Raw genomic sequence first — 18,778 nt, 5'->3', positions numbered from 1 at the left:
TGGCCACCGCGGCTCAGTCCGCGGTCTGCAGTGAGTCGGCGCGGGCGGTGAGCGAGGCGAACACCGGGTCGGTGTCCGGGCGCTTGCCGTGCCAGATGGCGAAACTTTCGGCGGCCTGTTCCACCAGCATGCCGATGCCGTCGAAGGCGTGTTCGCAGCCCGCGGCGCGGGCCCAGGCCAGGAACGACACCGCGGCTTCGCCGTAGCTCAGGTCCACCGCCAGCGTACGCGAGGTGGTCAGCGAGAACGGCAGTTCGATGCCGCCGCTGCGGCCGGCCGAGGTGGCGTTGACGATCATGTCGAACGCGCCCAGGTTGCCCAGGTCGGCCCAGTAGCGGGTATGCACGCGACCCGGCTCGCCCAGGGCGTCGGCCAGGGCATCGGCGCGTTCGGAGGTGCGGTTGACCACCCACAGTTCGCCGATGCCGGCATCGAGCAGGGCCGGCGACACGCCGCGCGCGGCGCCGCCAGCACCGAGCATCAGCACCCGGCGGCCGCGCAGGTCCAGGCGGCGGCGTTCGGTGAGGTCGTGCACCAGGCCAACGCCGTCGGTGTTGTCGCCGTGCCACTGGCCGTTGCGCCGGCTCAGTGTGTTGGCGGCACCGGCGCGGCGCGCGCGATCGCTGGCTTCGGTGCACAGGGCCAGGGCGCGCTCCTTGTGCGGCAGCGTGATGTTGGCGCCCAGGCCGCCGCCGGCAGCGAAGGCGCCCAGGGCGTTGGCGAAGTCTTCCGGCGAGGCGTCGATGGCGGCGTACTGCATCGCGATACCCAGCTGGGTGCCGAATGCGGCGTGGATGCGCGGCGACAGCGAGTGCACCACCGGGTGTCCGAACACGGCGTAACGGGCAGTCATGTCAGTCCTCCTTGAGCCAGCGCGCGACGTCGAGCGCGAAATAGGTGAGCACGCCGTCGGCGCCGGCGCGCTTGAAGCCCAGCAACGCCTCGAGCACGCAGGCGCGTTCGTCCAGCCAGCCGTTCATGGCCGCGGCCTTGAGCATCGCGTACTCGCCGCTCACCTGGTAGGCGAAGGTCGGCACGCCGAAGTGGTCCTTCACCCGGCGCACGATGTCCAGGTAGGGCATGCCGGGTTTGACCATCACCATGTCGGCGCCTTCGTCCAGGTCCAGGCCGACTTCGCGCAGGGCTTCGTCGGAATTGCCCGGGTCCATCTGGTAGGTTTTCTTGTCGCCCTTGCCCAGGGCGCCGGCGCTGCCGACGGCGTCGCGGAAGGGCCCGTAAAAGGCCGAGGCGTACTTGGCCGAATACGCCAGGATGCGCGTGTTTACATGGCCGGATTCTTCCAGCGCTTCGCGGATGGCGCCGATGCGGCCGTCCATCATGTCGCTGGGCGCCACCACGTCGGCGCCGGCGTCGGCGTGCGAGAGGGCCTGCTTCACCAAGGCTTCGACGGTGTCGTCGTTGGCCACGTAGCCGTCACCATCCACCAAGCCGTCCTGGCCGTGCGAGGTGTAGGGGTCGAGCGCGACGTCGGTGATCACGCCCAGCTGCGGGAACTCGCGCTTCAGGGCGCGGATGGCGCGCTGGGCCAGGCCGTCGTCGGCCCAGGCCGCGGCGGCGTCAAGCGACTTGGCTTCGGGCGCGGTGACCGGGAACAGCACCACCGCCGGGATGCCCAGCGCAACGGCGTCGGCGGCGGTGCGCAGCAGTTCGTCCACCGACTGGCGTTCAACGCCCGGCATCGAGGCCACCGGGGCGCGGCCGTCGGGCTCGTGGATGAACACGGGCAGGATCAGGTCATCGGCCGACAGCCGGTGCTCACGCACCAGCCGGCGGGAAAAATCGTCGCGGCGCAGGCGGCGCGGGCGCGTGTACGGAAAGGCCATCGGGCGGGCTCGTCGTGATCGTCCCGCCCATGATACGCCGCCCGGCGAAACAGCAAGGGGGGCCGGACGGGCCGGCCCCCATGCCTGGGTCAACGCTGGCGTGCAGCGCAGCTGGCGATGCGGCCCTTGTCGCGGCCTTCGATCAAGCCGGCCTCGGCCAGGTCATTGGCGTAGCCCACTACGCAGCTGACGTACTGACCGCGGTTGGGCGCGAAGGCCGAGCACACCAGGCCCCGCGCCTCGAGGCTGGCGCCGATCGCAACACCGTCCGGGTTCACCACCGGAATTCCCAGGTCGCATTCGCCCAGCCGGGCATTGCGGTCCTGGGTTTTCCAGCCGGTGTCGCGGAACAGCGCCGGCGTCAGGTCCACGTCGATGTCGGCGCGCAGGGTGCCGGTGATCGACGGTTCCATCAGCGCATTCGGGTTCAGCGCCGTGTCGAAGTGCGAGAAGGTCGAACCGGGCGCCAGCGCCGCCGGTGTGTTCAGGCGCACGCGGCCGGCGTCGTCGGCACCGACGCGGCGCAGCGGGTCGAGCACCGCCGCCACCGCCACGCCGGGTGCCAGCGCACGCAGCTGCGCGCCGCCGTCCTGGCTGATGCCCAGCACCGGGATGGTGACGGCCGGATTGACGCCACCCGGCTCGACCACGCCCGGCACGTTGTTGGCGACCAGCACGCCCACCGCGCCGGCGGCCTGGGCATTGAGCGCCTTGGTGTCGAAGGTGCAACCGCCCCGGTCGACCAGCGCGATCCTGCCGGCGACGTCGGCCGCGTTCACCAGCGCCGTGCAGGCATCGGTGCCGGCGCCCTCGCCGTCATCGGCCGCCGCCACGGTGCCTGAGAAAGTGCCGTCGGTGACCGCCGGGCCCAGGCTCGAGCGTCCCACCGGCAACGGGTCGGCAAGCCCTGCCACGTCAAGCGCCAGCTGCGCGTCGAGATAGCCCGGCGCCACCGCCGACACATCCGGCCCGGTCCAGACGGTGCCGCCGGCGTCGCGCACCGCAAAGGCGCGCTCGGCCGCGGTCATGTCGAGGAAAGACTTGCCGACCGTGTTGTTGAAGGCGTTCGACAGGTAAACATCCGGGAAACCGCCCAGGTAACTGCCGTTCCCCAGGCTCAGGAAGCTCTGGAAGCCGATGCCGTGGCCGATCTCGTGCATCACCACGTTGAGGAAGTTCACCGTACCGGCGGGCGTCTGGCCGTCCAGGCCGTAATACCAGTCGGCGCCGCCCAGGCAGGCCGGGTCGCCGCTGATGCGGCTGTTGAACTGGGAAATGATGTCCAGCCCGCCGGGGTTGACGTCGAAGCCGACGATCGATTCGGTCAGTGCCACGTTGTGCCAGGTATTGGGCCGGGTCGCGCCCGGGAAGTCGCGGAAGATCTGGGTGGTGCCGGCCGAACCGAGCACGGCGCCGGTTTCCGTGCAGGCCTGCGGGATGAAACGCGCACCCACGTTGATCGGCACGTCGGACTGCATGATCGCGCCCCACATGCGCGCCGCGTAGGCGTAGGCGACCTGGCGCTGTTCGCCGAGCGTCGTGCCGGGGTTGCCGCCCTGCGGCGCGCGCGGGGTCGGGTCGTCGAGGCCGGCGCCGGTGCCGGCGTCAAGGTTGACCACCACGATCTCGGCCGCGAGCGCCGGCGTGGCGGCGAAGGCGGCCGCCAGGGCCAGGGCGAGTACGGACTTAGTCGTGCGCATGATCGACCTCCCCGGCGTCGCCGTGGCGGGTGACCAAGCGGCCGTCAGCGGTGCGGGTGACCACGAGCTCGCTGTCGAAGCTCTCGGGCACCATCATCGATACCGAACCATCGGCGTGGCGGACCTGGGTCTGCAATGCCTCGGCTTCGGTGGCCGGTCGAACGAGCGTGGCCACGCCCGGGGCGGCGATCGGGCCACGTTCGCGCTTGAGTCGCTCGGCGTCGCGTGCGAGGGCACGATCCTCGGCGGCGGTGGTGGCGCGCAGGCGGCCGGTGTCGCGGTCGATGGCCGTCTTGCTGCCCGGTTCTTCGGGGGTGGGTTGGTCCGCGGCGGCCGCGGGAAGGGTCAGGAACAGCGCCATCGCCAACGAAGCGGCGAGGGGCCGGGGTGCAAGGATAGTCATGCGGGGCTCCAGAACAGGTGGAAGGGCATGGGGGTGGGGGTCCCCGTTCCGGAGGCTGGTGCTGGCATGATCATGGTTCGATGAAGACCACGTCATCACCGCGAGAAGGCCTGCCCCGCCAGGCCCGTGCCTGCCTGTGGGTGATCGCCGCGCTGGTGCTGGCCTGCTGGGCCGGGCCCTGGCTGCTGGGCCTGCCCGACCCGCACCGTCCGGACTGGACCGCGCTGTCGGCGCCGCCTTCGCTTTCGAACGGGCACTGGTTCGGCACCGATGCGATCGGCCGCGACATTCTTTCGCGCACGCTGGCCGGCGGACGGCTGTCGCTCACTATCGGCGCCCTGGCGACGATCGTCGCGCTGGTGATCGGCCTGGCCTACGGCGCCATCGCCGGTTACGCCGGCGGCCGCATCGAACGCGCGATGGTGCGTGGGCTGGACGTCCTTTCGGCCTTGCCCTTCCTGTTGATCGTGATCCTGCTGCTGGCGCTGTTCGGGCGTTCGCTGTGGCTGCTGCTGGCGGCGATCGGCGGCTACGTATGGATCGACCTGGCCCGCGTTGCCCGCGCCGAGGCCGCGCGCCTGCGCGACATGCCGTTCGTGCTGGCGGCACGCGCCGCCGGTGCCCGCTTCGACCAGGTGCTGCGCTGGCACCTGCTGCCCAACCTGCTGCCACTGGGCCTGGTGTACCTGGGCCTGATCCTGCCGCAGGCGATCCTGGTGGAAAGTTTCCTGGGCTTCCTGGGCCTGGGCGTGGACGAACCGGCGGCCAGCTGGGGCGGCCTGCTGGGCGAAGGCACCCAGGAGCTCGACATCGCACCCTGGTCGCTGCTGTTCCCCGCCGGTTTCCTGGTGGCGACGCTGGCGGCCTTCCAGTTCCTGGGCGACGGCCTGCGCGACTGGCTGGACGTGCGCGGGGAGGGCAGGTGAGCCAACTCTTGCTGCACGGCCTGGAAGTGCACGCCGGCGAACGCCGCCTGCTGGGCCCGGTAAGCCTGGTCCTTCCCGCCGGCGAATGCCTGGGCCTGGTCGGCGAAAGCGGCAGCGGCAAAAGCCTGACCATCGCCGCGCTGCTGGGCCTGCTGCCACCCGGCCTGACCGCCCGCGGGGAAATCGACCTCGACGGCGAACGCCTGCCCCTGGGCGGCGCCCGCCACGCCACCCTGCCCGGCCGCGTGCTGGCCTGGGTGCCGCAGGACCCGCAGGCAGCGCTGCACCCGCTGCGCACGCTCGGCGCGCAGCTGGAGGAATCGCTGCGTTTGCTGCGCGGACTCGACCGCGCCGGCGCCCGCCGGGAGGCGATCGCGCTGTTCGAACGCCTGCAGCTGCCGGCGCCGGCGCAGATGCTGAACCGGTACGCGCACCAGCTGTCCGGCGGCCAGCGCCAGCGCGTGCTGCTGGCCCTGGCCCTGGCCGGCAATCCGCGCGTGCTGCTGGCCGACGAGCCCACCTCGGCCCTGGACCCGCGCCTGGCGCGCGAAGCCCTGGAAATGTTGGACACGCTGCGCAACGACCTGGGCGTGTCGGTTCTGCTGGTAAGCCACGACCTGCCCCTGGTCGCCCGCCACGCCGGCCAGCTGGCGATCCTGCGCCAGGGCGAAGTGGTGGAGCAGGGTGCCAGCGCCGCGATTTTTGCCGCCCCGCGCCACACCTATACCCGCGAACTGCTGGCGGCCGACCGGCTGCCGGCCCCGGACGCGCCGGCGCCCGGCGCCGAACTGCTGCGCCTGGACACCGTGCAGGTGGCCTACCCGGGGCAGGCCCGGCCCGCCGTCACCGGCATCAGCCTGGCCCTGCACCGCGGCGAATGCCTGGCCCTGGTCGGCGAAAGCGGCAGCGGCAAGTCCAGCCTCGGTCGCGCGCTGCTGCGGCTGCTTCGGCAGGGGGTCGGCGGCCGCATCCAATTCGACGGCGAAGACCTGCTGGCTGCGGGCAGCGGGCGGCTGCGCGCGCTGCGCCGGCGAATCGGCGTGGTTTTCCAGGACCCGTATGCCTCGCTCGACCCGCGCATGCGGGTACGCGACCTGGTGGCCGAACCGCTGCGCATCCACGGCATCACGCCGGCGCCGGGCCGGGCGGCCCATGTCGCCGGATTGCTCGAGTCGGTCGGGCTGGCGCCGGAACTGGCCGCACGTTTCCCGCACCAGCTTTCCGGCGGCCAGCGCCAGCGTGTCGCCATCGCCCGCGCCCTGGCCACTGGCCCGGACCTGCTGGTCTGCGACGAGGCGGTGTCGGCGCTCGACGCCCAGCACCGCGCCGGCGTGCTGGCCCTGCTGGCGAAGCTCAAGCGCGAACGCGGCCTGGCCCTGCTGTTCATCACCCACGACTGGCAGGCTGCCCGGGCCCTGGCCGAACGCTGCGCGGTGCTCGCCGACGGCCGGTTGGTGGCCTTGGGCCCGACCGCCGAAGTGCTGGCCGGCGGCCGCGCGGCGGGCTGATATAGTCGGGCCGACCTTCAGGGGAAGGGTTCACTTTTTGAAGCCACGCAGTCCGCTTTCGTCCAGCGTTGCCACCGCCACGCCGCCACCCGCCGGCCCGGTGCGGCTGCGCGCCGAAGATCCCGCCGAACTCGCCGCCGAGGTCCAGCGCCTGCGGGTGGACGTCGAACGCCTGGGCCGGGCCGAGCGCCTGCAGCGCGCCCTGTTCGCGATTTCCGACCTGGCCAGCTCCGGCGAAGACACCGCCACGGTGATGCGCGGCCTGCACGAAATCGTCGGCCGGCTGATGTACGCCGAGAACTTCTACATCGTGCGCTACTCGCCGGAAACGGACACGATGCGCTTCATCTACTTCGCCGACAGCCAGGACCCCATCTGCCCGGATCCGGACGAAGAAATCCCCGGCTCGGAGATGGGCAACAGCCTCACCCTGGCGCTTATCCGCCACGGCAAGCCGGTACTGGGCCCCTCGACCGACGTGCGCCTGGAACTGGGCGTCGGCCGCGACGAAACCCTGGGCCCGGACAGCGAAGACTGGCTGGGCGTGCCGATGGTGGACGAAGGCGTGGTGCGCGGCGCCGTGGTGGTGCAAAGCTACGACCCGAACACCCGCTACAGCGAAGACGACCGCGCCCTGCTCGGTTACGTGGCCCAGCACATCCTGACCGCGCTGGCCCGCCGCGACGCCAAGGAAGAACTGGAACGCCGCGTCGACGAACGCACCAGCGAACTTCGCCAGCAGGTCGCCGAACGCGAACGCAGCGAACGCCTGCAGGCGGCGCTGTTCCGCATCGCCGAACAGGCCGGCCGCAGCGAAAGCATCGAGGTTTTCTACGCCGAAGTGCACGGCATCGTCAGCGCCCTGCTCGACGCCCGCAACTTCTTCATCGCCCTGCTCACGCCCGACGGCCAGGAGCTGGACTTCCCGTATTCGGTGGACGAACGCGACCAGGCGCGCCCACGCCGCAAGCTGGCCCGCGGCCTCACCGAGTTCGTTCTGGCCTCGGGCGAGCCGCTGCTGACCGACCGCAACGGCATCCACAGCCTGGTCGCCGAAGGCAAGGTGCAGTCCTTCGGCACGCCTTCTGTGTGCTGGCTGGGCGTGCCGCTGCAGATCGAAGGCACCGTCGCCGGCGTCATCGCGGTGCAGAGCTACACGCCCGATTACCTGTACACCCGGCGCGACCAGGAGCTGCTGAGCTTCGTGTCCTTCCACATCGCCCAGGCGCTGGAGCGCCGGCAGGCGCATGAATCGCTGCGCGAGGCCTACGCCGAGCTTGAACAGCGCGTGGCCGCGCGCACCAGCGAACTGGCCGACGCCAACCGCGAGTTGCTCGACCAGATCTCGGTGCGCGAGCGCATGGAGCACAAGCTCAAGCACGAGGCCATGCACGACACCCTGACCGGCCTGCCCAACCGCAGCCACCTGCTGGGGCGCATGGGCCTGGCGCTGTCGCGCTACCGCTACGATCCCAAGCAGCTGTTCGCGGTGCTGTTCCTCGACCTCGACCGCTTCAAGGTGGTCAACGACTCGGTCGGCCACCTGGTCGGCGACGAGTTGCTGAAGGAAGCCGCGCGCCGCATCAGCCGCTGCGTGCGCGACCCGGACATGGTGGCGCGCCTGGGCGGCGACGAGTTCGCCATCGTGCTCGACTTCATCCACACCATCGACGACGCGGTGGCGGTGGCCGAACGGGTCATCACCTCGCTGGCCGAGCCGATGCGCATCGCCGGCAAGGAGCTCTACACCTCTGCCAGCATCGGCATCGCCCTGGTGGACCCGCGCTACCGCAGCCCGGAAGAGCTGCTGCGCGATGCCGACGTGGCCATGTACCGCGCCAAGGCCACCGGCCGGCAGCGTTTCGCCATCTTCGACGAACACCTGCACGAAGCCGCGCTCAAGCTGCTTGAACTCGAAGGCGACCTGCGCCGCGCGCTGCACCGCCAGGAATTCGTGCCGCACTACCAGCCCATCCTGAGCCTGGCCGACGGCCGCCTGGTCGGCTTCGAGGCGCTGATGCGCTGGCACCATCCGGTGCGCGGGCTGTGCATGCCCGACGATTTCCTGGGCACGGCCGAAGAAACCGGCAGCCTCGAACACATGGACTGGCAGCTCTACGACCTGGTCTGCAAGGACATCCGCCGGCTTTCGGTCGGCCGCGCCTACACCACGCTCAATGTGTCGCCGCGGCACCTGCGCGCGCCCGACTTCGACCAGCGCTTGCTTGAACTGATGTCCCGCCACAACGTGCGCCCGGCCAGCCTGCGCCTGGAAGTCACCGAGGGCGCGCTGCTTGAACAGCCCGAAGAAGTGCAGTCCTGCCTGGGCCGCCTGCGCGATGCCGGCGTGATGACCCTGCTCGACGACTTCGGCACCGGTTATTCGTCGCTGAGCTACCTGCACCGCTTCCCGCTGCACGGCCTGAAGATCGACCGCAGCTTCGTGCACGAGCTGCGCAGCGGCGAAAGCGGCGGCAGCACCGCCATCGTGCGCGCGATCCGCCTGCTGGCTGATTCGCTGGGCCTGGAAGTTATCGCCGAAGGCATCGAATCCGAAGAACAGCGCTACCAGCTGCGCCTGCTCGGCCTGGGCCTGGGCCAGGGTTACCTGTTTTCCAAACCAGCCTCGGCCGACGAGATACTGCAACGTTATGGTCTATCCGTGGACTGACCCCGTCGCACCCGGCGCGTTATGGTCGGGTACTTGTTCAAGCAGACGGAGAAAACCATGGGATTGCTGGTCGACGGCAAGTGGCAGGACGCCTGGTACGACACCAAGAAGAGCGGCGGTCGCTTCGAGCGCTCGAAGTCGAAGTTCCGCAACTGGGTCACCGCCGACGGTGCCCCCGGGCCTGAAGGCGAAGGCGGCTTCAAGGCCGAACCCGGGCGTTACCACCTGTATGTCTCGCTGGCCTGCCCCTGGGCGCATCGCACGCTGATCTTCCGGCGCCTGAAGGGGCTGGAGAAGATGATCGACGTGTCGGTGGTGAACTGGCTGATGGGCAATCAGGGCTGGACCTTCGAACCCGGGCCCGGCGTGGTTCCCGACCCGGTGTTCGGCGTGGACAGGCTGTACAAGCTTTACCTCAAGGCCGACCCAAGCTATTCCGGACGCGTCACCGTGCCGGTGCTGTGGGACCGCGAGCGCGCCACCGTGGTCAGCAACGAATCGGCCGACATCATCCGCATGTTCAACAGCGCCTTCGACGACATCGGCGCGGCGCCGGGCGACTATTACCCGGAACTGCGACGCGCGGAGATCGACAAGGTCAATCGCCGCGTCTACGACGACGTCAACAACGGCGTGTACAAAGCCGGCTTCGCCACCACCCAGGAAGCCTATGAAGATGCCGTGGTGCCGCTGTTCGCCGCGCTGGACTGGCTGGAAGAACGGCTGGCGAAAACCCGCTACACCTGCGGCGATGCGCTGACCGAAGCCGACTGGCGGCTGTTCACCACGCTCATCCGTTTCGACGCGGTGTACGTGGGCCACTTCAAGTGCAACCTGCGCCGCATCGCCGACTACCCGAACCTGTCGGGTTTCCTGCGCGAGCTCTACCAGCTGCCCGGCATCGCCGAAACGGTGGATTTCCGGCACATCAAGGGCCACTACTACCAGAGCCACGACATGATCAATCCGACCGGCATCGTGCCCAAGGGGCCAATCCTGGACCTGGAGGCGCCGCACGGGCGGGGGTAGCGGTTGGCGGCCTGGGCCGCCGGCGCCGGATTGGCCGAATTCCGGGAATAGTCACGTTAATAAGACTATGCTTCACAAACCCCGGCTAAGTTACTGGCAACCATGACTTTCATGTCCCCGCTCCTGCCCCTGCCGATGCCCCTCGCGCCCCTTGCCTGGCTGACGGGCCTGCGCCGGGTTCCGGACAACAGCGTGGTCACCGTGCACCGCTTCGGGCGCTTCGTCCGCGCCCTGGGCCCGGGCTGGCGCTGGACCCTGCCGGGGCTTGATCAACTGGGCCGGCCGGTCTGCCTGATCGGCCACCACCTGTCGGTGGTCGGCGCCGACGGCACCGAAGTCGAGCTTTATTACCAGATCCTGGACCCGGCCCTGGCCGGGGAGGCCCTGGACGACATCGACGCCCTGGTCATCCGCGAGGCCCTGCCCCTGCTGGACGCGCCCACCGGCGCGGATGAGCTGAAGACCGCCATGAACCAGCAGCTGGGCCCCAAGGGCCTGCGCGTCATCCGCTGCCGCTTCGCCTGAAAACCGGGTTGTCGCCATAATGGCGGCATGAATCCGCTTTCCCACCTCCTGCCCGAGCTTGAAGCCGGGCTGGTCGCGCTCGGCCTGGCGCCGCAGCCGCTGGCCGGCCGGCTGCTGGACTACCTGGCCCTGCTCGACCGCTGGAACCGCACCTACAACCTGACCGCCGTGCGCGACCCGCGCGAAATGGTGGGCAAACATCTGCTCGACTCGCTGTCGATGTGGCGCCACGTGCGCCCGGGCACCCTGGCCGACCTGGGCACCGGCCCGGGCCTGCCCGGCATCCCGCTGGCCCTGGCCGTGCCGGGCCTGCAGGTCACCCTGGTCGAAAGCATCGCCAAGAAGACCCGCTTCCTGCGCGAAGTGGTTCGAACGCTCGGCCTGGACAACGTGCGCGTGCTCGAATCCCGGGCCGAAGCGGTGGACGAACCCGGCGCCTTCGACCAGATCACCGCCCGCGCCATGGACACCCTGGCCGGCATCCTGGCCGTCGGTGGCCACCTGCTGGCGCCGGACGGCCGCCTTCTGGCCATGAAGGGCCAGCGCCCCGACGCCGAAATCGCCGCCCTGCCGCCCGGCTGGCGGGTGGAAGCCCTTGAAACCCTGGTGGTTCCGGGGCTGGAAGGCGACCGCCACCTGGTCACGGTCACCCGTGACCCGGCCAAGCCGGCATAATCCCCGGTCCAGGCCGCGCAAGGAGATCGCATGGGTCGCATCATCGCCATCGCCAACCAGAAGGGCGGGGTCGGCAAGACCACCTCCGCCGTGAACCTGGCCGCCGCGCTGGCGCAGACGCCCCGGCGTGTGCTGCTGGTCGACATGGACCCCCAGGGCAACGCGACCATGGCCTCGGGCGTGGACAAGCGCGAGCTGGACAATTCCGCCTGCGAAGTCCTGCTGGGCGAATGTTCGGCCGAATCGGTGGTGGTGAAGTCGCCGGAAGGTTTCGACCTGCTGCCCGGCAACATCGACCTGACCGCCGCCGAAATCCGGCTGATGGACGAAACGGCCCGCGAACAGCGCCTCAAGACCGCGCTGGCCCCGCTGCGCGACCGCTACGACTACCTGATCATCGACTGCCCGCCCTCGCTGTCGCTGCTCACGCTCAACGCCCTGGCCGCGGCCGACGGCGTGATCGTGCCGATGCAGTGCGAATACTTCGCGCTCGAAGGCCTCAGCTCGCTGGTGGACACCATCAATGCGCTCAAGGGCAAGTTGAACCCCCAGCTCGAGATCGACGGCATCGTGCGCACCATGTTCGACGTGCGCAACAACCTGGCCAACGCCGTGTCGGGCGAACTGACCCGGCACTTCGGCGACAAGGTGTTCCGCTCGATCATCCCGCGCAACGTGCGCCTGGCCGAAGCGCCCAGCCACGGGCAGTCCATCGTCGGCTACGACCGCGGCAGCCGGGGCGGCATTGCCTACCTGGGCCTGGCCGGCGAAATCGTTCGCCGCGAGAAGAAGATCCACAAGGAGATGGCATGAGCAGCAAGAAGCGCGGCCTCGGCCGCGGCCTCGACGCCCTGCTGGGCACCGGCAACAAGGGCGCGGCGCCTGCGGGCGACGACGCGTCCGGCGGCGAGGGCCTGCACACGCTGCCCATCGACCAGCTCCAGCCCGGCAAGTACCAGCCGCGCAGCGGCATGGACCCCGACAAGCTCACCGAGCTGGCCGAGTCCATCAAGGCCCAGGGCCTGATCCAGCCGATCGTCGTGCGCAGCATCGGCAAGGACAAGGCCGGCGTCGCGCGCTACGAAATCATCGCCGGCGAACGCCGCTGGCGCGCCGCCACCCAGGCCGGCCTGACCGACGTGCCGGTGGTGCTGCGCGAGGTCGACGACCGCGCCTCGATCGCGATGGCGCTTATCGAGAACATCCAGCGCGAAGACCTCAACCCGCTCGAAGAAGCCCTGGCCCTGAGCCGGCTGATCGACGAGTTTTCCCTTACCCACCAGCAGGCCGCCGAAGCCGTGGGCCGTTCGCGCGCCTCGGTGTCGAACCTGCTGCGCCTGCTCGAACTGCCCGAAGGCATCCGCAAGCTGCTAGAAGACCGCCAGCTGGAAATGGGCCACGCCCGCGCCCTGCTCACCCTGGCGCCGCAGGCCGCGCTGGCCCTGGCCCGCGAAGCCGTGGCCGAAGGCTGGTCGGTGCGCGAGGTCGAGCGTCGTGCCCAGCTGATGGCCAAGGGCCAGATCCCCGGCAAGAAGCCCACGAAGGGGCCGGAGAAAAAGTCCGACGCCGACATCGCCGCGCTCGAGCGCGAGCTGTCGGAAAAACTGGGCGCCAAGGTCGCCGTGCAGCACGGCCGCGGCGGCCGCGGCAAACTGGTTATCAGTTACCACGGCCTGGACAGCCTGGAAGGCATCCTCGAACGCCTGCGCGGCTGATCCGGATAGCCAAGTTTTAACAGGCCACCTGCGAGAATCCCCCACCGATTCCCGCCCAGGCCCATCCACCCCGTGAGTTCACCGCAGCTGTCCGTCGTCATCCCCGCCTTCAACGAAGAAGGCAACGTGCTGGCGCTGCTGGCCGAAACCGTGGCCGCCCTGCGCGGCGTGCTGGACTTCGAAGTGATCTTCGTCGACGACCACAGCCGCGACGGCACCCTGGCGCTGCTGCAGGGCGCCCGGGCGACGGCCCCGGAACTGCGGGTGCTGGCGCACGAAGTGCAATCGGGCCAGAGCACCGCCATCCGCAACGGGGTGAAAGCCGCCCGCGCGCCCTGGGTCGCCACGCTCGACGGCGACGGACAGAACGATCCGGCCGACCTGCCAAAGCTCGTGGCCGCCCGCGATGCCGGCCCGGCCGACGTGAAGCTCTACGCCGGCTGGCGGGTCAACCGCCAGGACAGCGGCAGCAAGAAGTGGGCCTCGAAGTGGGCCAACAGCATCCGCTCGCGCATGCTGCGCGACGCCACGCCCGACACCGGCTGCGGCACCAAACTGTTCGAACGGGCCGCTTTCCTCGACCTGCCCTATTTCGACCACATGCACCGCTACCTGCCCGCGCTGATGCAGCGCGCCGGCTGGCGCACCACCAGCGTGCCGGTGAACCACCGGCCGCGCGGGGCCGGCGCCTCCAAATACACCAACCTGGGCCGCGCCCTGGTCGGCATCCGCGACCTGATGGGCGTGGCCTGGCTGATCACCCGCAGCCGCCGCACCGCCGTGCGCGAACTGGAGTAAGGCCATGATGAACCAGGAAATCATGTGGCTGGACTGGTCCGGCCTGCACGTCACCCCGTGGAAGCTGATCGGCTACACCGGCGCGCTGATGTTCGGCGGGCGCTGGGTGGTCCAGTTCTTCGCCTCGCGCCGGGCCGGCAAGCCGGTGATCCCCCGGGTGTTCTGGTACATGAGCCTGGTCGGGGCCATGATGACCCTGAGCTACTTCCTGTTTTCGTCCAAGCAGGACTCCGTGGGCGTGCTGCAGAACCTCTTCCCCACCTTCACCGCCGCCTACAGCCTGTACCTGGACATCCAGCACCGCGGCTGGCACCGGGACCGCGCCGGGCATTAGCCCCCTGTGGATAAGTATTGCCCCCGGGCCTGCCTGCGGGCATAATGCGCGGCTCGCTCCGCAATTGCCCCCAGGCCCTAGCCCCGGTAGTGCGATCCCGGCCTCTGGCGGAGCGTTCGCTGTATCCCGCATCGCATGCGCCTGCAGGCCCTCCGGCCCGCCGCGCGGGGCCGCCGCCGCCCGGGCTATGGGCGGCCAGTCCTGACCCAGGAGTTCCACAATGAGCCGAGTTTGCCAAGTTACCGGCAAGGGTGTGCAGAGCGGCAACAACGTCTCGCATGCCAACAACCGTACCCGCCGCCGTTTCCTTCCCAACCTGCACGAGCGCCGCTTCTGGGTAGCCTCGGAAAACCGTTGGATCAAACTGCGTGTTTCCATGAACGCCCTGCGCACCATCGACAAGAACGGCATCGACTCCGTCCTGGCCGAAATGCGCGCCCGCGGCGAAAAGATCTGAGGAGGACTGAACCATGGCATCCAAGCGCGACAAGATCCGCCTGACGTCTTCTGCCGGCACCGGTCATTTCTACACGACCGACAAGAACAAGAAGACCACCCCGAACAAGATGGAGATCAAGAAGTACGATCCCGTCGTCCGCAAGCACGTGATGTACAAGGAAGGCAAGATCAAGTAAGCCCCACGACTTCGATCGCTTCCTGAAAAACCCGCCCTCGTGGCGGGTTTTTTTATTGCAGCGGCGAATCCAGGCGCAGGCCGAGCATGAAGGTCCGCCCCGGCGCCGGCTCGAAGTAGCGGCCGTTGCCTTCGTTGACGATCACCGAACCGATGACCTGGCGGTCGGCCAGGTTGTCGATGCGTGCCCAGGCGGTCCAGCGGCCGTTGCCGAAGCGCTGCTCGGCGCCCAGGCCCAGCAGGGCGTGGCCGGGCGCGGCGGCGCTGTTGGCGTCGTTGGCGTAGAAGCGGCTGCTGGCGCGGGCCTCGAGCCACAGGTCGGTGCGTTCGCCGGCCTGCCAGCGCAGTTCGGCCCAGGCCATGCGCGTGGCGATGCCGGGCAGGCGCCGGCCGGCCTCGATGCGCAGGCCATCGGCGCAGGGCGGCGTGTCGCAAGCCGGCACGTCGCGCCGGTAGCGCGCGTCGAGCCAGGTGGCGCTGGCGGCCAGCGACCAGGCCGGCGCCAGCTCCAGCGCCAGCGACAGTTCGGCGCCGCGGCGGCGGGTCAGGCCGGCATTGTCGAACACCGTGCGGCCGCCCTGGCTGGCGGCCACCACCAGTTCGTCGGTGGTCGTGGCCTGGAACAGCGCCACATCACCCTGCCAGCGCGCCTGTTGCCAGCGCAGGCCAAATTCGACGTGCCGGCTCAGTGCCGGCGCCAGGTCGTTCAGGCCACTGGCGCCGTCGCTGCGATACGCCAGTTCGGCGAAGGTCGGGGTCTCGAAGCCGCGGCCGGCGTTGGCGTAAAGGCTGGTCCGTTCGCTGGCCCGGTACAGCACGCCCACCACCGGCGACACCCGCGAATACCGGCGCGTGCCGCTGTCGTCGGGATTGCCGGGGCGCACGTAGCGGTCGAGCGAGTCGAAGCGCACCCGGCTGCTGCGCAAGCCACCGTTGAAACGCCAGCGCTCGGCCGGCTGCCAGTCCGCCTGCAGGTACACGTCGTCGCTGCGCACCGCGTTGTCTTCGTCACGGCGCAGGGCGCCGACCACGCCAAGCTGGCTGCCGATGAAGTTTTCGAAACCCAGGCGGGTTTCGTCCGCCCGCTCCTGGCTGGCGCCCAGCACCAGCGACAGCGTGTCCGTGGCCTGCCAGCGCCAGCGCGCGTCGAACCCACGGTAGTCGCGGTCCAGGTCGATCACGCCGCCGCCCGAGGTCGGGCTGGCCTGCACGAACACCGGGATCGACAGCACCTGGAAGGTCTGGCGGCGGCCGGTGTAGGCCACCAGGGCCAGCTCGTGGCCTTCGCCGACCGGCTGCGCGAAGCGGGCACCCAGCTGCTGCTGCGACACGGTCTTGCGGGTGTCGAACAGCAGCGCGCCCTGGCTCGAAGCGCGGCGGTCGCCGGCAAGCTGGGCGGCGCTCAGGCCCTGCGGGTCGTCGGCGGCCAGGTCGAGGTGGTTGCCGAGCACCGTCCACTCGCCGCCACGCGAGGTCTGCCCGCGCAGCTGCAGCTGGGCGCCATCGCGGCGCCAGGCCGAATGCCGGCGGTAGCCGTCGGCGGCCGCGCGCTGCACGTCCAGCCGCAGCCCGGCGCTTGCGGCCACCGGCCCGCGCCAGGACGCCGATGCACGCCACAGACCGTCGGAGCCGGCCAGGCCTTCGGCGCCGGCTTCGGCAACCGCCGGCGGCGCCTCGCTGAAAACCGACACCACGCCGCCGCTGGAATTGCCGTAAAGCACCGAAAACGGGCCGCGCAGCACCTCGATGCGTTCGGCGGCCGGCAACAGGAAGTGGGAAACCTGGCCCTGGCCGTCGGGCATCGTCGCCGGGATGCCATCGGCGTACAGGCGCACCCCGCGCACGCCGAAGCTCGCGCGCGTGCCGAAGCCGCGGATCGACAGCTGCACGTCCTGGGCCTGGTTCTGGCGTTCGCGCACCACCACGCCCGGGATGCGCGGCAATGACTCGGCCAGCGAAAGTGCGGCGCGGCCACCGCGCAGGTCGCCGGCGTCGAGCACGCTGATCGCCGCCGGCACGTCCAGCCGCGGCAGCGGCTGGCGCGTGGCGGTGACGACCAGCGGCTCAAGCTGCACCGGCGTTTCCTGAGCACAAACGCCCGCCGCGGCGCCCAGCCCCGCCAGCGCGGGCAGCAGCAGCCAGCGCAAGGCGTGGGTCACAGCTGCGAACGCAGCGGGATGATCGCCGTTTCCATGAACTTCTCGGTCCAGGGGCGTTCGCTCCACTTCTGGTGGTCGTAGATTTCGCAGCGGCGCATGTCGGCCTCGAAGACCTCGGTCATGGCCAGGGCGAAGTCGCGGTCGTAGATGTTGAGGCTGGCTTCGTCGTTGAGATGGAAGCTGCGTTCGTCGAAATTGGTCGAACCCACCGACACCATGAAATTGTCCACGATCATCATCTTCACGTGCATCATCGTCGGCTTGTATTCGTAGACCTCGGCGCCGGCCTCCAGCAGCGGGCCCCAGAGTTTCTTGGAGGCGATGGAGACGGTTTCCGAATCCATATGTTCGCCGGGCACCAGGATGCGCACCTTCACGCCGCGTTCGATGGCGGCCAGCATGGCCTCCAGCGCCAGTTCGTCGGGCACGAAATATGAAGCCTGGATATCCAGGCTCTGTTCGGCCGCGGCGATGGCCATCAGGTACATCAGGTGCATCGTGGCGCCGCCGCCCACGGGCGAGCTGATGAACATCTGCGCGTCCATTTCCCCGGCCTCGGACTGCGGCGGGAAGTAGGTTTCGCCGTGCAGGATTTCGCCGGTGGACTTGATCCAGTTGTCGTTGAACGCCGCCTGCAGCTGCGACACCACCGGGCCACGCACGCTGAAATGCATGTCCCGCCAGTGATCCGGATCCTCTGCGTCGCCCGACCAGATGTCGGCGATGCCGACGCCGCCGGTGAAACCCAGCTTGCCGTCGACGATCAGCAGCTTGCGGTGGGTGCGGTTGTTCAGGCGGCTGATGTTGTACCACTTCAGCGGACGGTACAGCTCCACCCGCACGCCGGCGTCTTCCATCAGCGCCACCAGCTCCTGGTCCATCTTCAGGCCGCCGACCCAGTCGACGATGACGTTGACCTTCACGCCGTCGCGGGCGCGTTCGGCGAAGGCCTCGGCGAACTCCACGCCGACTCCACCCGACCAGTAAATATAGGTCTCGAAGTTGATGGTCTTTTCCGCGGACCGGATCGCCTCGAGCATCGCCGGGAAGATTTCCTCGCCGTTGTTGTAGGCCTCGACGTGGTTGCCGTTGACCACGGACGGGCCCAGCATCGAGCCGACCTCGCGACGGAACTGGGAGCTGCCGATGCCATGCAGGTGCTCGACCTTGCGCTCGAGCTGGCGTTCGGGAACGTCGAAATTCGCGGCGATGGCGATGCCCACGATGGTGAGCACCACCGTGTACAGCACCCACTGGAGCTTCAGGCGGTTCCTGTCGGTCATGGCAAGGCCACCGGCGGCGAGGGGGCCCAAGTGTGCCAGCCCCGGCCGCCCGGGCGCGACCGACGGCGGCGCTGGCGTTCAGCCTGCGGGCGTGGGTTTGGAAGCGTCGCCGTGCCAGCGCAGCGGCACCTGCGCCAGTTTGCGCAGGATGCCGCGCTCGATGCGGCTCTCCCAGGAGTCGAAGCCGATCGTCTCGATGGGTCGCCACAGCGCCACCCACGCCAGGATCAGCAACCCTTCGGACAGCACCTCACCCAAGGGCGGCGGGGCCATGGCCAGCCAGTGCCTGAGCACCAGGACCGCGCCCAGGGTGGCCAGTCCTGCGAACATCGCGATGCGGCCGACGCGGCTGCGCCGCCGGTGCCTGCGCTCAGCCTGGGCGGAAGCCAGGGCGAAATGCGCGTGGATGGCGTCGCCGATGTCGCCAAGGCTTTCTTCGATCAGTGGCGTTCCATGCAGCACCAGCGTTACCGGTTCCGCGTACCCATGTTCGCCTGCACTTTCGACCAGATACGCCTCCACGCGCCGGTCGAGGGCCTTGCCGCTCGCGATTGCTCGTTTTGACCGGGGTTGT

Annotated in this window: 19 protein-coding genes; 12 read left to right on the top strand and 7 right to left on the bottom strand. The window is 69.6% G+C overall.

Annotated features, from left to right (window positions below):
* Positions 1 to 13 precede the first annotated feature (13 nt).
* The 4 genes from aroE to AACZ35_RS00670 all read right to left on the bottom strand — a co-directional run bounded on the left by aroE (position 14) and on the right by AACZ35_RS00670 (position 3,947).
* Positions 14 to 853 carry a shikimate dehydrogenase gene (gene aroE, locus AACZ35_RS00685; RefSeq protein ID WP_339824819.1) on the bottom strand — a complete coding sequence of 280 codons (840 nt, stop codon included), beginning with the start codon at positions 851 to 853 and terminating at the stop codon, positions 14 to 16.
* A 1-nt stretch (position 854) separates the two neighbouring features.
* Entirely contained in the window at positions 855 to 1,844 is a 990-nt protein-coding gene (gene hemB, locus AACZ35_RS00680; protein ID WP_339824817.1) for a porphobilinogen synthase, read from the bottom strand.
* 89 nt (positions 1,845 to 1,933) lie between these two features.
* Complete coding sequence (locus tag AACZ35_RS00675) at positions 1,934 to 3,544, bottom strand: PA domain-containing protein (protein ID WP_339824815.1); 1,611 nt, start codon at positions 3,542 to 3,544, stop codon at positions 1,934 to 1,936.
* Positions 3,531 to 3,947, bottom strand: coding sequence for a hypothetical protein (locus AACZ35_RS00670; RefSeq protein WP_339824812.1), 417 nt, complete (start codon positions 3,945 to 3,947; stop codon positions 3,531 to 3,533). Before AACZ35_RS00670 ends, AACZ35_RS00675 begins: the two co-directional genes overlap by 14 nt.
* Positions 3,948 to 4,027: 80 nt before the next feature.
* Here AACZ35_RS00670 and AACZ35_RS00665 point away from each other — a divergent pair, with 80 nt between their 5' ends.
* From AACZ35_RS00665 to rpmG, 12 genes are all read left to right on the top strand, one after another.
* Positions 4,028 to 4,873 carry an ABC transporter permease subunit gene (locus tag AACZ35_RS00665; RefSeq protein ID WP_339824809.1) on the top strand — a complete coding sequence of 282 codons (846 nt, stop codon included), beginning with the start codon at positions 4,028 to 4,030 and terminating at the stop codon, positions 4,871 to 4,873.
* A complete protein-coding gene (locus AACZ35_RS00660; protein ID WP_339824806.1) occupies positions 4,870 to 6,381 on the top strand; it encodes an ABC transporter ATP-binding protein in 1,512 nt (503 codons plus the stop codon). Before AACZ35_RS00665 ends, AACZ35_RS00660 begins: the two co-directional genes overlap by 4 nt.
* Before the next feature lie 37 nt (positions 6,382 to 6,418).
* The gene (locus AACZ35_RS00655) at positions 6,419 to 9,052 is read left to right on the top strand and encodes an EAL domain-containing protein (RefSeq protein WP_339824804.1); all 2,634 of its coding nucleotides are present in this window, start codon (positions 6,419 to 6,421) and stop codon (positions 9,050 to 9,052) included.
* A 57-nt stretch (positions 9,053 to 9,109) separates the two neighbouring features.
* Complete coding sequence (locus AACZ35_RS00650) at positions 9,110 to 10,081, top strand: glutathione S-transferase family protein (RefSeq protein ID WP_339824802.1); 972 nt, start codon at positions 9,110 to 9,112, stop codon at positions 10,079 to 10,081.
* A 111-nt stretch (positions 10,082 to 10,192) separates the two neighbouring features.
* Positions 10,193 to 10,606 carry a hypothetical protein gene (locus tag AACZ35_RS00645; protein ID WP_339824799.1) on the top strand — a complete coding sequence of 138 codons (414 nt, stop codon included), beginning with the start codon at positions 10,193 to 10,195 and terminating at the stop codon, positions 10,604 to 10,606.
* A 27-nt stretch (positions 10,607 to 10,633) separates the two neighbouring features.
* Positions 10,634 to 11,281, top strand: coding sequence for a 16S rRNA (guanine(527)-N(7))-methyltransferase RsmG (gene rsmG / locus AACZ35_RS00640; protein WP_339824796.1), 648 nt, complete (start codon positions 10,634 to 10,636; stop codon positions 11,279 to 11,281).
* 30 nt (positions 11,282 to 11,311) lie between these two features.
* Positions 11,312 to 12,094, top strand: coding sequence for a ParA family protein (locus tag AACZ35_RS00635; RefSeq protein ID WP_339824794.1), 783 nt, complete (start codon positions 11,312 to 11,314; stop codon positions 12,092 to 12,094).
* Positions 12,091 to 12,996, top strand: a complete 906-nt coding sequence (locus tag AACZ35_RS00630) for a ParB/RepB/Spo0J family partition protein (protein WP_339824792.1) — start codon at positions 12,091 to 12,093, stop codon at positions 12,994 to 12,996. The genes AACZ35_RS00635 and AACZ35_RS00630 overlap by 4 nt, the downstream gene beginning before the upstream one ends.
* Before the next feature lie 72 nt (positions 12,997 to 13,068).
* Complete coding sequence (locus AACZ35_RS00625; protein ID WP_339824790.1) at positions 13,069 to 13,794, top strand: glycosyltransferase family 2 protein; 726 nt, start codon at positions 13,069 to 13,071, stop codon at positions 13,792 to 13,794.
* A gap of 4 nt (positions 13,795 to 13,798) precedes the next feature.
* The gene (locus AACZ35_RS00620) at positions 13,799 to 14,128 is read left to right on the top strand and encodes a lipid-A-disaccharide synthase N-terminal domain-containing protein (RefSeq protein ID WP_339824787.1); all 330 of its coding nucleotides are present in this window, start codon (positions 13,799 to 13,801) and stop codon (positions 14,126 to 14,128) included.
* 220 nt (positions 14,129 to 14,348) lie between these two features.
* Positions 14,349 to 14,585 (top strand): 50S ribosomal protein L28, encoded by a 237-nt coding sequence (gene rpmB / locus AACZ35_RS00615; RefSeq protein ID WP_339824784.1) that lies wholly within the window; start codon positions 14,349 to 14,351, stop codon positions 14,583 to 14,585.
* Positions 14,586 to 14,598: 13 nt separating this feature from the next.
* Positions 14,599 to 14,763, top strand: coding sequence for a 50S ribosomal protein L33 (gene rpmG / locus AACZ35_RS00610; RefSeq protein WP_034224346.1), 165 nt, complete (start codon positions 14,599 to 14,601; stop codon positions 14,761 to 14,763).
* A gap of 52 nt (positions 14,764 to 14,815) precedes the next feature.
* On the opposite strand, the gene AACZ35_RS00605 is transcribed toward rpmG, so the two are convergent.
* The 3 genes from AACZ35_RS00605 to AACZ35_RS00595 all read right to left on the bottom strand — a co-directional run.
* Complete coding sequence (locus AACZ35_RS00605; protein ID WP_339824777.1) at positions 14,816 to 16,921, bottom strand: TonB-dependent receptor; 2,106 nt, start codon at positions 16,919 to 16,921, stop codon at positions 14,816 to 14,818.
* Positions 16,918 to 18,204, bottom strand: coding sequence for a phospholipase D-like domain-containing protein (locus AACZ35_RS00600; RefSeq protein ID WP_339824774.1), 1,287 nt, complete (start codon positions 18,202 to 18,204; stop codon positions 16,918 to 16,920). Before AACZ35_RS00600 ends, AACZ35_RS00605 begins: the two co-directional genes overlap by 4 nt.
* A gap of 78 nt (positions 18,205 to 18,282) precedes the next feature.
* Positions 18,283 to 18,778 (bottom strand): hypothetical protein (locus AACZ35_RS00595; protein ID WP_339824772.1); only part of this gene is annotated, 496 nt, incomplete at its 5' end.

The sequence above is a fragment of the uncultured Arenimonas sp. genome (genome assembly GCF_963976025.1).
GTDB lineage: Bacteria > Pseudomonadota > Gammaproteobacteria > Xanthomonadales > Xanthomonadaceae > Arenimonas.
The sequence above is the reverse complement of the archived record's forward strand: the minus strand, read 5'-3'. Positions and strand labels throughout refer to the sequence as shown.